At 41.8% G+C, this 14,507-nt stretch carries 7 protein-coding genes; all 7 read left to right on the top strand.

Features of this window, described 5'->3' with window-relative positions:
• Positions 1-8: 8 nt before the first annotated feature.
• The 7 genes from OCK74_RS05565 to OCK74_RS05595 all read left to right on the top strand — a co-directional run bounded on the left by OCK74_RS05565 (position 9) and on the right by OCK74_RS05595 (position 14,503).
• A complete protein-coding gene (locus OCK74_RS05565) occupies positions 9-2,435 on the top strand; it encodes an ABC transporter permease (RefSeq protein WP_279296020.1) in 2,427 nt (808 codons plus the stop codon).
• Positions 2,436-2,488: 53 nt separating this feature from the next.
• Positions 2,489-4,906, top strand: coding sequence for an ABC transporter permease (locus tag OCK74_RS05570; protein ID WP_279296021.1), 2,418 nt, complete (start codon positions 2,489-2,491; stop codon positions 4,904-4,906).
• A gap of 154 nt (positions 4,907-5,060) precedes the next feature.
• A complete protein-coding gene (locus OCK74_RS05575) occupies positions 5,061-7,412 on the top strand; it encodes an ABC transporter permease (protein ID WP_279296022.1) in 2,352 nt (783 codons plus the stop codon).
• A gap of 16 nt (positions 7,413-7,428) precedes the next feature.
• Positions 7,429-9,846: an ABC transporter permease gene (locus OCK74_RS05580; RefSeq protein ID WP_279296023.1), complete on the top strand. Its 2,418-nt coding sequence runs from the start codon at positions 7,429-7,431 to the stop codon at positions 9,844-9,846.
• A 19-nt stretch (positions 9,847-9,865) separates the two neighbouring features.
• The gene (locus OCK74_RS05585; RefSeq protein WP_279296024.1) at positions 9,866-12,250 is read left to right on the top strand and encodes an ABC transporter permease; all 2,385 of its coding nucleotides are present in this window, start codon (positions 9,866-9,868) and stop codon (positions 12,248-12,250) included.
• A gap of 139 nt (positions 12,251-12,389) precedes the next feature.
• Positions 12,390-13,076 carry an ABC transporter ATP-binding protein gene (locus OCK74_RS05590; protein WP_279296025.1) on the top strand — a complete coding sequence of 229 codons (687 nt, stop codon included), beginning with the start codon at positions 12,390-12,392 and terminating at the stop codon, positions 13,074-13,076.
• Complete coding sequence (locus OCK74_RS05595; protein WP_279296223.1) at positions 13,076-14,503, top strand: TolC family protein; 1,428 nt, start codon at positions 13,076-13,078, stop codon at positions 14,501-14,503. Before OCK74_RS05590 ends, OCK74_RS05595 begins: the two co-directional genes overlap by 1 nt.
• Positions 14,504-14,507 lie beyond the last annotated feature (4 nt).

Below are 14,507 nucleotides of genomic sequence, written 5' to 3' on the forward strand. Positions count from 1 at the left end.
ATGTATTTATGCTGCAAAACTTTTTCAAGGTAGCCATTCGAAACCTCATAAGACACAAAGGTTTTTCCTTTATCAACATTGCAGGGTTAACATTCGGCCTTACTGCCTGCATGCTCATTACGTTGTTTGTATGGGATGAAAAGCAATATGATCGGTTTCTTCCAAATGGAGAACGGGTTTACCGTATTTACAACGAGAGCACCAATAATGAAGGTGTACGAATGCTGGCTCCTGTGCCTCCCATGTTTGCAACAACATTACAGCAGGATTTTCCCGCAGTAGAAAAGACAGCCAGAATCATGATGCAGCCCGAATACAGCCGCCTTTTTGAAGCCGGAAAAGTAAAACTCTATGAAGCAAGCGGTTTTTATGTGGATTCTACCTACTTCGATATCTTTCAACTTCCGTTCAAGTATGGTTCGCGAAAGGACGCTTTGGATGATCCTGCATCAATTGTGATCTCAGAGGAAATGTCTCGTCGGTTTTTCGGCAATGACAACCCTGTTGGAAAATCATTACTCATGGAAAAACAACCTTTCTTTGTAAAAGGTGTATTCTATAAGCATCCAAAATTTCATTTGCAGTTCAACTATTTGGTGCCTATGGCTGCTGCGGGTATACCTGCAGACCGTATACAAAGCTGGCGCTGGCAACAGTTTTATAGTTATGTGAAAGTGAAGAAAGGCGCCGATGTACAAAAATTAGAAGCCGAGTTCAAGAAAACCGTAGCACAAAAGACAGAAACTTTTAGAAAAGAAGACAGGATGACATTCAATCCTTTCTTTCAGCGTTTGGAAGATATTCATTTATACTCAGCAGACTTCAAGTATGATATGTCTGTACGAGGTAATATCACTTATGTGAAAGCATTGACCATTATAGCTGTCTTTATACTCCTCATTGCCTGTTTTAATTTCATCAACCTTGCAACCGCGAAGTCATTACAAAGAGCCAAGGAAGTAGGTGTTCGGAAATCCATAGGCGCTAACCGTAAACAGCTGATGATACAGTTCACTGGTGAAACGATTCTTCTTGCGTTCATCAGCATCCTATTTTCAGTTGTGCTGACTTTTCTATTTCTTCCACTTTTGAACCAGTTTACGGATAAACAGATATCGTTTCCATTATTTACCAACCCGATTGTATTGCTATTACTGTTTCTGCTTACTGTGCTTGTGGGCGTGCTGGCTGGCTTTTATCCAGCCCTGGTATTATCTGGCTTTCATCCTGTAAAGGTGCTCAAGGGCAATGTGGTCAGTGATGTTTTGCCAGGCAGGATTCCATGGTTGCGGCACGGATTGGTTGTGATTCAATTCACATTATCTGTATTACTGATCATCAGTGCGCTGGTTGTTTACAGACAGGTAAAGTACCTGCACAACAAAGACCTGGGCTTTTCTAAAGAACAGATCATGTTCTTTCCAATGAGGGGTGATCAGCTCTTCCGGAATCATGAGTCATTCAAAAATGAACTGCTTCAATCACCAGGTATTTCATCTGTTTCTATCGGCTATGGCTTTCCTGGCGATGCCGTGGCTGGAGATCAGATCATTGTGCCTCGTAATGGTGAACAAAAGATATATTCAGCTACACACCTGATCGTAGATCACGACTACATCAAAACATTAGGCCTGCAGTTAGTGGTTGGTAGGGACTTTTCAAAACAGATCAAAACAGATAAAGATGAAGCTTTTATCATCAATGAAACAGCTGTTAAAGAGCTAGGTTTTGGTACTCCTGGTAGAGCACTGGGACAAACATTATTATGGCCTACATGGAATGATCAGCGTCCTGACTCTCTAAAAAAGGGGATGATCATTGGTGTTGTGAAGGACTTCCATTATAAAAGTTTATACGATAAACTCGAAACCGCTGTGCTGCATATATATCCGGATGCTTATTGGAAAGTAGCCGTAAAGATGAAAGCTGCGGCCATTGATCAGAGCATTCAGCATGTAAAGCAGGTATGGAATCGCTATACACCTGATTATCCTATAGAATACAACTTTTTGGATGAAAGCTTTGGCAAGATGTACAAAGCAGAAGATAAACTCAAGGCCTTAGTGTGGGTATTTACTGCTATAGCCATAAGTGTAGGATGCCTGGGATTGTTTGGATTGGCAGCTTTTGCTGCAGAGCGCAGGAAAAAAGAAGTTGGCATTCGCAAGGTCTTAGGTGCGTCAGTAAGAGGTGTTGTCCTGCTACTGTCGAAAGACTTTGTCAAGCTAGTGCTCATTTCATTATTGATTGCTTCACCGGTAGCCTGGTATTTCATGAACCAATGGCTGCAGGATTTTGCTTACCGGATTGACCTAGGATTGTGGGTGTTTGTCGTTGCAGGTGTTTCTGCCCTTATGATTGCATTGATAACGGTAAGTTTTCAGGCAATCAAGGCTGCTATTGCCAATCCGGTGAAGAGCTTGAGGACAGAATGAGGGGAATGACGAATAGATGATAGATGAATTTATAAACTCATAAAGATTTAAAGATGTTCCGTAGTTATTTTATCATTGCCTGGAGGAACCTTATAAAAAGTAAAGGTTATTCCCTCATTAACATTGGCGGGCTCGCGATTGGTATGGCTGTGGCCATCTTAATTGGCTTGTGGATCTATGATGAATTGTCCTATAATAAATACCACAAGAATTACGACTCCATTGCGCAGGTAATGCAAAAGCAAAGTTTTAATGGTGAGCAATCTACTCAGATTTCTCTGCCACGTCCATTAGAATTTGAGCTGCGCAACAAATATGGAAACAACTTCAAACACATTGTGATGTCCTTTTGGGAGGGGGATCATATCTTATCTGTAGGTGATATAAAAATTTCCAGTACAGGAAGATTTATGCAGGCTGGTGCTCCTGAAATGTTATCATTGAAAATGATAAAAGGTACGTGGGCAGGCTTGAAAGATCCTTCTTCCATCATGTTATCAGCCTCCGTAGCCAAAGCGTTATTCGGCGATAAAGATCCTATGGATAAAATGATGCGAATCAATAACCGCATGGATGTAAAGGTTACAGGTGTGTACGAGGATCTGCCCTATAATACAGAATTTAAAAACGTAAAGTTTCTTTCATCATGGGATTTGTGGATGGCTAATAACGACTGGATGAAAAATGCCAGGGATAAATGGGGTAATAATTCTTTTCTCATTTACGTGCAAATACAGCCCAACACGACATTTGAAAGTGTTTCTGAAAAAATCAAAATGTCAAAACAGCAAAATGTGGATGCAGAAGATAAGAAGTTTAATTATGAGATATTCCTGAATCCCATGAGCCGCTGGCACTTGTACTCTGAATGGAAGAATGGTGTCAATGTGGGCGGACGCATTCAATTTGTCTGGATGTTTGGTTTGATTGGCCTTTTTGTGTTATTGCTGGCCTGTATCAACTTCATGAATCTGAGCACAGCCCGTAGTGAGAAGAGGGCAAGAGAAGTTGGTGTTCGTAAAGCAATAGGTTCCATGCGGTACCAGTTGATCAGTCAGTTTCTAAGTGAATCATTTTTGGTGGTTGTCCTTGCTTTTGTACTGGCAGTGATCATTGTCGCAACCTCTTTATCATGGTTCAATGAACTTTCTGATAAAAGAATAACCATGCCTTTGGCAAATCCATATTTCTGGCTCATAAGTCTTGTTTTTATCATCATAACGAGTCTGCTGTCTGGAAGTTACCCGGCGCTATACCTGTCTTCTTTCAATCCGGTCAAAGTTCTAAAAGGCACCTTCCGGGTAGGACGGTTTGCATCGCTTCCCCGTCAGATTTTAGTGGTATTACAGTTTACTGTTTCAATTGCCTTGATCTGTGGGACTATTATCGTTTACCGGCAGATACAACACGCAAAAAACCGGCCGGTGGGATATGACAGAAATAGTCTGCTAATGATACAAATAAAGTCACCTGATTTGGCAGTCAAGTCTACTATTATAAACAGCGAACTGAAAAATTCTGGTGTTGCTGTTGAAGTAGCTAAATCTGGCAGTCCTTTAACAGGCGTTTGGTCAAATAATGGTGGTTTTGACTGGCCGGATAAAGACCCCAATAAAGTTGGTGAATTTGCCACAATATGGATTACACATGATTATGGCAAAACTGTTGGCTGGCAAATCAAAGAAGGCAGAGATTTTTCGAAAGAATTCGCAACAGATTCAATAGGTCCTGAGCCCGACTCTACAATAGCCTACAGCATTATTCTCAATGAAACAGCCATTAAGTACATGGGTTTAAAAAATCCTGTCAATACAATTATAGATTGGGACGGTTACCCTCTAAAAATAGTTGGAGTTGTCAAAGATATTGTGATGGAGTCGCCATTCCAACCTGTCAGGCAGACCATTTATCTGGTGAATTATAGCGCAGCAGATAGCTGGATCAATATCAAGATCAATCCAAACTTAAGCGCCGGCCAGGCCCTGGCAAAAATTGATGCCATTTTTAAAAAGCTGGTGCCTGCAGTTCCTTTTGATTACAAATTTGCGGATACGGAATATGGGCTAAAGTTCGCAGCTGAGGAACGCATTGGCAAACTGGCTTCAGTTTTTGCTGTCCTCGCCATATTTATTTCCTGCCTGGGATTGTTTGGGCTTGCCTCATTTATAGCAGAAAAGCGCACAAAGGAAATTGGAATTCGCAAAGTGTTAGGAGCAACCGTTTATAACCTATGGAAAATGCTGTCTGTCGATTTTGTTGTGCTGGTCATTATTTCCTGTTGTATCGCAGTTCCGGTTGCCTATTATTTTTTGCATGGATGGTTGCAGAAGTATGAATACCGTATAGAGATCAGTTGGTGGATATTCGTTCTTGCCATACTGAGTGCACTATTGATTACTTTATTGACCGTAAGTTACCAGGCTATCAAGGCTGCCCTTGCAAACCCTGTGCAAAGTTTGAGAACAGAATGATGCGAATGACGAATGAATCGAATGACGAATGTGATGATGGATGATGGATGATGGATGATGGATGATGGATGATGGATGATGGATGATGGATGATAGATGATAGATGATAGATGATAGATGATAGATGAATCTGTAAACTTATAAAGTTATAAAGATGTTCCGCAATTATTTGAAAACCGCGTGGCGTTATTTGCTGAAAAGTAAATTACATTCAATCCTCAACATTGCAGGACTTGCAACAGGCATGGCCGTTGCTTTACTGGCCGGATTATGGGTTTGGGACGAACTTTCGTACAATTCCAATTTCAAGCATCAATCGCACCTGGCTCAGGTGATGCTGAACCAAACATATAAAGGGGAAACTTATACTGGGGAAACGATTGCCATGCCTTTGGGTGATGCACTTCGAACCCAATATTCTGGTGATTTTAAACATGTTTCCCTGGGTTCATGGAATAATGAACTTATAGTGGCTGCAGGAGATGTAAAGTTACCTAGCAGAGGTATGTGGGTACAGCATGAATTTCCTGAAATGTTCACGCTTAACATGGTAAAAGGCCGGCGAGATGTTTTGAAGGATCCTTCATTCATTCTGCTGTCACAATCACTTGCCAAAGCTCTATTTGGCAAAGCTGACCCAATCAATAAAGTAGTAAGGATCGATAACAGGCTCAATCTGAGCGTTGGAGGCATTTATGAAGATTTGCCCCATAATTCAAGCTTTTACGATGTGAAATTGCTATTGCCCTGGGGTAACAATGAAAACTGGCTGGGCAAACAGACAGCGTGGAGTAATCACTGTGGCGTGTTATTCGTGCAATTAAATGAGGGGGCTGACATTGATAAAACTACTGCAAAAATTAAGAACGTTCCTACTCCTCATATAAAGGATTTTAAAGAGGAGATCATGCTGCATCCCTTCAGCAAGTTGCATTTATATACTGAATTCAAAAACGGTAAAGCTGTTGGCGGCCGTATACAACTTGTACATATGGTTGGTGTCATAGGCTTTTTTGTGTTGTTTCTGGCATGCATCAATTTTATGAATCTTTCAACAGCGAAAAGTGGTAAACGTGCAAAGGAAGTAGGTGTTCGCAAGACAGTGGGATCGTTAAGAAGGCAACTGATCGGGCAATTTCTTGGGGAATCTATATTCATGGCAACACTTGCATTTTTACTATCTATCATACTGGTTCAATTATCCCTTCCATTTTTCAATGATTTATCGGATAAGCAAATGGCCATTCCCTGGAGCTGGCCTCTATTCTGGTTACTGGCAGCAGGCCTTACTTTGATCACAGGAATTGTTTCAGGAAGCTATCCAGCATTTTATTTATCAGCATTCGACCCCATAAAAGTGCTCAAAGGAGTTTTCAAGGCTGGACCTATGGCATCGTTGCCCCGCAAAGTGCTGGTGGTATTACAATTTACAGTTTCCATATCATTGATCATTGGTACCATTATCGTTTTCAGGCAGATCCAGTACGCTAAAAGCAGGCCTGCAGGTTTTGCACGGAATGGATTGATTACTGTCCCACTTACTGATGATTTGAAAAAGCATTTTGATGCCATACGAAATGATTTGCTGCAGACAGGAGCAGTAGAAAATATGGCTGGATCGTCACAGCCAGCATCACACTTTAGCAATAACAACAGCATTGACTGGAAGGGTAAAGACCCTGGTTTGGTGGTTTATTACAGGAATGTAAACGTAACGCATGACTTTGGCAAAACCATTGGCTGGCAAATAAAAGAGGGACGTGATTTCTCTAAAAGTTTTCCGTCAGATTCCGGATCTGTTATACTGAATGAAACCGGGGCAAAGATGACCGGCCTTAAAAACCCTGTTGGTGAATTGATCAAGTTTGAAGGGAAGACGTATCAAATAATCGGTATTGTTAAGGATATGCTGACGCAATCGCCTTACGAACCTATGGAGCCGTCTATTTTCATTTGTGGAGGATGGATGGGTATTATTACAATGCGAATAAAGCCAACCATTCCTGTAAGTGATGCATTGAACAGAATAGAATCTGTATTCAAAAAGTATAATCAAGGCGATCCATTAGAATTCAAATTTGTTGATGATGAATATGCTAAAAAATATTCCAATGAAGTAAGGATCGGTAACCTTGCCGCTTTCTTCGCCATTCTTGCGATTTTCATTTCCTGTCTTGGCTTGTTTGGTTTGGCGTCTTTTATTGCTGAACAACGCACCAAAGAAATTGGTATCCGCAAAGTACTGGGGGCAAGCGTATTTAATCTTTGGAAAATGCAATCGAAAGAATTTGTAGGGCTAGTGATGACTGCTTGCCTGGTTGCTGTTCCACTAGCATGGTATTTTTTAAATGATTGGCTTCAAAACTATCAGTATCGTACTTCAATATCGTGGTGGATCTTTGCCGTTACAGTTTCCGGAGTATTGGGCATTACTTTATTGACTGTGAGCTTCCAGGCCATCAAAGCGTCTATAGCAAACCCTGTGAATAGTTTGAAAACAGAGTAAACTAAAAACTGAACTTATGTTTCGCAACTATTTTATAACTGCCTGGCGCAATCTAAGAAAGAACAAGACTTTTTCTATCCTGAATATTTTGGGTCTGGCTATTGGCCTGTCTTGTTTTTTGTTGATTGTGCTGTACGTGGTGGATGAACTTAGTTTTGACCGCTTTCACGAAAAGGCCGACCGCATTTACCGTGTTCATACAGATGTCAGGTTTGGTGGGAGTGATTTGCGTCTTACGGTTGCTTCTGATCCCATGGGGGCAACGTTAAAAAATGACTACCCTCAGGTGGAAGCATATACCCGCATTTATAACAGCAATGGTCCAAAGCTGATCAAGAAGGGAGACCAATATATCACAGAGGAAGATGTGACCCATGCAGATTCTACCTTTTTCGACGTGTTTACTTTTCCTGCAATTGCAGGCAATACTAAAACGGCTCTGAACGAACCGAATACGGTAGTGATCACAGAATCTGCTGCTCAAAAATATTTCGGTACAACCAATGCATTAGGGAAGGTGATAGAAGCAGAGCATGTACCTTATAAAGTGACAGCCGTCATCAAGGATATGCCACACAATTCACATTTCCGTTTTGATTTTCTTTTTTCAATGGATAATGTGGAGTATCAATGGGGTAATTTCTTAAGCAACAATTTTCAAACCTATATTGTTCTGAAAAAGGGCACAGACTATAAGGCATTTGAAAAGAACTTTAAGCAAGTCATTCAAAAGTACCTTATACCGCAGGCGAAACAATTCATGGAAATCAACAGCATGGAGGAATTTGAGAAAGCAGGCAATAAGCTCCATTATTCCCTGATGCCTTTAACTCGTATTCACCTGTATTCAGACCGGTTCCCTGAATTCAGACCCAATGGCAACATCCAATATGTTTACATATTCAGTGCTGTTGCTCTTTTCGTATTGATGGTGGCTTGCATCAACTTCATGAATTTGTCTACAGCCCGCTCAGCCAACCGTGCAAAAGAAGTAGGCATCCGTAAGGTATTGGGTACGGAAAGAAAGGCACTCATTACCCAGTTTTTAGTTGAATCCACTGTCATGGTGCTCATCGCCATGTTGATTGCCCTGGTGATTGCAGTTTTGGTTTTACCCTTTTTCAATGATGTTGCTGCAAAAGATCTTTCTATACGAGATCTCTTGAATGCTCCCGCGCTCAGCATGTTGATCCCATTGCCTTTTGTAGTTGGTATTCTTGCCGGTATGTACCCGGCTTTATTCCTTTCGAGGTTTAAACCTATTGTGGTGTTGAAAGGGAATAGCAATAGCCATTTTAAGAAGAGCAGTTTGCGGAGTGCATTGGTGGTATTTCAATTCGTTACATCTATTGTGTTGGTCATCGGTACAATCGTCGTTTACAGTCAGTTGCATTACATACAAACAAAGAACTTAGGCTTCGATAAAGACCAGGTACTGATTATAGATGGTGCTAATGCGTTGCAGCAGAATGTACAGGCCTTTAAAAATGAAGTTCTGAACCTGAAAGGTGTCAGCAGCGGTACCTATAGTGCCTTCCTTCCTGTTTCATCAGCCCGCAATGATGTATCAATTTTTAAGACGCCGGTTATTGATGTGAAAAGCGGTTTGGATATGCAGCGATGGACTGTGGACTATGATTATATCAAAACGCTAGGTATGCAAATAGTAAGGGGGCGGAACTTCTCCAGGGAGTTTGGTAGCGATTCGTTGTCGACGATCATCAATGAGACAACGGCTCAACTATTCGGATATGATGACCCTATTGGAAAGAAATTATATGGATTTGATGATTTGAACAAACCTGTAGCTTATGAGATCATTGGCGTTGTTAAAAACTTTCATTTTGAATCATTGCGTCAAAACATTGGCCCTATGTGTATGATGCTGGGTAACAGCGACTATACTGCTTCTTTTAAAGTGCATTCAGGTGATATCCAAAAGCTGGTCGGCAGTGTTGAGCAAATATGGAGAAAGATGGCCCCCGGCATGCCCTTTAACTATCGTTTTATGGATGATGCTTTTGACGAATTATACCGTAGTGAGCAACGGGTGGGTAAGGTTGCCATATCTTTTGCCATCCTGACGATTGTGATCGCATGCCTGGGTTTGTTTGGACTGGTTACCTATGCAGCAGAGCAACGTGTGAAAGAAATAGGTATCCGCAAGGTATTAGGTGCTACTATTGCCAACATCGTGAATTTACTTTCCAGGGATTTGCTGAAACTCGTGTTGATTGCCCTGGTTATTGCTTCTCCGGTTGCCTGGTGGGCCATGCACAAATGGCTGGAAGATTTTGCTTACAGAATTGATATTAACTGGTGGGTATTTATTGCAGCGGGTGGTACTGCCATCCTGATTGCATTGGCAACAGTAAGTGTGCAGGCCATTAAAGCTGCGCGTACCAATCCTGTGCAGAATTTACGATCTGAGTAAAGCCTTATAATAAGTAATTATGATCAGGAATTATTTTAAAGTAGCTTTTAGAAATTTGTTGAAGTACAAGCTGTTTTCTTTCATCAATATTTTCGGGTTAGCACTCAGCATGTCTATATGCATGCTGGTTTTGTTGCGCATCAAAGACCAGTTGGCATATGATCAATTTCATCCGAATACTGGTAGAATATATCGTTTGATTACCGATCTGCGTAATAGGGACGGTGCTCAATACCGCCTGGCCAGTTCTCCACTTCCTTTGGTTGATGTATTGGAAAAAGATTTTTCAGTATTAGAAAATTGGGTTCGATTATACCCGGTTGGAGTAGAAAGGACAGTGACTGCCAGCAAAGAGCTATCCATTCGTGCAGCCTTTACTGACCAATCCTTTTTTGAAGTGTTTGGTTTTACTCTATCGCGTGGAAGTGCAACTACTGTTTTGAGTGCTCCGAATAGTATTGTTTTAACTAAGGCGACAGCAGAAAGGTTTTTCGGGAGTAAGGATCCGGTTGGTCAAGTGCTTCATATGGAAACCCTTGGTGATTTTCAAGTCGCAGGTGTCATCGGTCCAGTTAAAGGAAAGTCACACATAGATTTCGACGCCTATCTCTCCATGTCTTCAGTACCGCTGCTTGAAAAAGCAGGGAAACGTAGCCCTGCTCTTGATCAATGGAACAATGTTACTGCAGGATACACTTACGTAGTATTAAAACAAAGTGCCACTGAGAAACAACTGAAGCAGGCTGTTCAACAAATTGCTTCCAGGCTTCAGTCTGATCATAACAGCAAAGAAAGAATAGCTTTTGATGTGCAGCCTTTTTCAAAGATCATTTTGGGTGAAGAGTTGTTCTATTCCCTGGGTAGAACGGGCTCGCGGGGAAAAGTTCTGGCAGAGATAGGCATATCATTCATTATTTTATTATCAGCCTGCTTTAATTATACCAACCTGTCTATTGCCCGTTCATTAAGTAGAGGAAAAGAAGTAGGCATCCGTAAGGTTTCTGGCGCACAGCGATTCCAGATTTTTAGTCAGTTCGTGGTAGAGTCTCTTTTCATGTCCCTTTTGGCTTTGGGACTAGCCTATGTGTTTCTAAAGATGATCATTGACTTTGCGCCTTTTAGCGATGAGATGATACCCGCCGGCTTTCAAATAGATATAGAACTGCTGGGATGGTTCTTGTTATTTAGTTTGTTTACAGGTTTACTGGCAGGCGTTCTGCCAGCCTGGGCATTGTCATCTTTCAACCCGGTGCAGGTCCTGAAAAATCTATCTACTGTCCGATTATTTGGAGGCAACCGATTTCGAAAAGGCTTGATCATTGCCCAATTTACCTTATGCCTGGTGATTACCATTTTTACAACGGTTTTCTCTCGCCAATTCAATTACATGGCAAATGCAGATCCGGGTTTCAACCGGGAACATGTATTGAGTTTGCCACTGAATAGCTCTAAATACCAGATCCTATCTGAAGAGATCAGTCGAGTTAGCGGTGTGCAAATGGCAGGAGCCACCTCTGAACACCTGGGTATCAATGCATCGGGGCATGCACCCATCAAACTGCAGCCGGAGGCTGAACCTATCTATATAGATTATTTTGATGTGGATGCCAACTTCATACAAGTAATGGAGTTAAAGTTACTGGCAGGCAATACATTCCCTTCAGTAGCTGATACCGGACGTGAGCAATTCGTTATAATCAATGAAGCGGCCCTGAAGCCGCTTCATATAGCAAATCCAACAGATGCCATTGGCAAAATGGCATGGCTGGATGATTCCTCTGTTGTGCACATTGCAGGAGTAGTGAAAAACTTTTATTACGAGGGATTGGAAAGACCGGTGACTCCATTGCTTTTGCGTAACCGCATGAACAAATTCAACTTTCTTGCTGTAAAAACTGCAGGAGACAGTAAAACAATCCTGCAGGCCATCAAAGCGGTCTGGCTGCAGCACAATGCTGGTCAGCCGTTTGAAATTCGTTGGTTGGCTGACGTATTGTATGAAAAACGGTCTGCATGGACTACCGTCTCCATGTTGGGTTTTCTCTCTTTCATTGCTGTTACGATTGCCTGCCTGGGATTGCTGGGAATGGTGATGTATACAACAGAAACGCGCCGTAAAGAAATTGGCATCCGCAAAGTGATGGGTGCTTCTGTTGCTGCTATTATCAGTTTGCTTTCCAGGGGCTTTATCAAATTGATCATTATTGCGGGACTGATTGCACTTCCGGTAAGTTATATCCTGGGTTATTTGTTTTTAAACATGTTTGCCAACCGCATCAGCCTGGGGCTGGGTAGTTTGATTATTTGCTTCTTTGGCTTGCTTCTTTTGGTGCTGGTTACGATTGGTTCGCAGATTTATATGGCAGCAATTGCTAATCCTGCCAAGAACTTACGTACAGAATAATGTACCGGAAAAGAACACCAGGTGTATCAAAATAGTACACCTTATAGTAAAGGATATTTATAACCTGTTCGCTTTCAATACTTACTGAATTGGTATGGTTTGCGAATCAATACTTTAAAATCTACAACCGAACACTTTTATGATAGAACTGCAACATATTTTCAAATGGTATCCTGCAGGTGGAAGCAGGGTTTATGTTTTACAGGATATCAACCTCAATATTGAAGCAGGGGCTTTTGTCTCTATCATGGGTCCGTCAGGCTCCGGAAAGTCTACACTGCTCAATATTATTGGTATGTTGGACCTGCCTTCGGAAGGAAGCTACCGGTTTTTAGAGCAGTCGGTTTATGACATGAAAGAAAAGCACAGGGTTGAATTGTATAAAAAGCATATAGGCTTTGTGTTTCAGTCGTATCACCTGATCGACGAATTGACCGTGTATGAGAACATCGAGACGCCGCTGCTTTACCAGAATGTAAAATCCGCTGAGCGTAAAGCAATGGTCAGCGATATGCTGGACAGGTTCAATATAGTAGGCAAAAAGGATTTGTTTCCTGCACAACTCTCCGGCGGGCAACAGCAGTTGGTAGGTATTATCCGGGCACTGATTGCAAGACCCAAGCTGATCCTGGCCGATGAACCAACCGGCAACCTGAATTCTGCACAGGGAGAGGAGATTATGAACCTGTTTCAAAAGCTGAACGAGGAAGACAAGGTGACCATTGTCCAGGTAACACATTCTGAGAAAAATGCAGCATACGGCAGCCGCATTGTAAACCTGCTGGATGGTCGTATTCAGCATATTCCACAAACTGTACATTCGTGATGAAGATCGTATTGACCATAACTACTTTTTTCCTGCTCTTTTCGATGGCCTCCCGGGCACAGTCAAGCAGCTATACATTGGAGCAGTGTATCGAAACTGCCATCAGGAACAACATAGAAGTAAAGCAACGTGAACTGCAAACCCAATCAGCTGAAATAGATTACAAGCAATCAAAAACCAATCTCTTCCCTACATTGAATGGCGTTATCAATCATGGCATCAACCAGGGGAGAAGCATTGACCCATTTACTAACAGCTATGTCAATCAGAAGGTGAATTATGCCAGTTATGGTTTAGGGAGCAGTGTTGTTCTGTTCAATGGCTTGAGTCAGCAGAAAAGCATCAGGCAATATCAATATGCATCTGATGCCTCAAAGATGGAACTGCAACAGGTAAAGGATAACTTGTCGCTCGATGTCATCCTTGCCTATTTACTGGTGTTGAGCAATGAAGATCTTGTTGAACTTTCCAAAAAACAAGTAGAAGTATCCAATAAACAGGTAGAGCGACTGGAAATATTACATAAGGAAGGCGCTATCAATCCTTCCCAGTTATACGACTTAAAGGCACAGTTGAAGGATGATGAACTAACGGCGGTCAATAACCAGAATGCATTGGCTATTGCAAAACTGAACTTAGCGCAATTGATGCAGCTTCCATTTGATTCTGCGATGAAGGTTGAGCGCATTGGTATGGAAGAACTGGTGCAAAAGTATGGGCCTTCTTTAGCTGATGTGTATAACAATGCCGTCAATGAGCTGGCTCTTGTGAAAGCCGCCAGATTGCGTACAGAAAGTTCAGCAGCTGCTGTCAGGGCCATTAAGGGAACTTTTTATCCTACCCTATTACTGAATGGTAATTTGAATACAAACTATTCAAGTGCAGCTTCAAGAGATGTACTGCTCAATTCAACAGAAGTATCCAGTTCCAATTATGTTATTGTCAATGGAGACAAAGTGCCGGTCGTGACCAAAGTAAACAATTACTCTTCGGAGCGGATCGATTACAACAGTCAATTAAGGAATAATGTTTTTTCCAATATAGAATTAAGTCTGCGTGTACCTCTCTTTAATTCCTTTCAAACCAGGAACAGGGTGAAGCTGGCCAACCTTGAACTTAAATATGTAACGCTCACTGAAGAAAATACAAAGATCCAGCTGCGGCAAGAGGTGGAACGGTCTTACCTGAACATGAATAATGCATGGGAACGTTATAAAATATCGCAGGAGCAGGTAGCTGCTTATACTGAATCGTTCCGTGCAGCCGATGTTCGCTTCAATGCGGGGGTAGGCACATCCGTTGATTACCTTGTGGCCAAGAATAACCTGGACCGCGCTAATATGAACCTGGTGATGGCAAAGTATGGTTACCTATTGCGGAAGCGGATACTGGATTTTTATTATGGAAGTGGGTATAGGGTAAAATAAAGGA

The sequence above is a fragment of the Paraflavisolibacter caeni genome, from assembly GCF_025628885.1.
Classification (GTDB): Bacteria; Bacteroidota; Bacteroidia; order Chitinophagales; family Chitinophagaceae; genus Flavisolibacter; species Flavisolibacter caeni.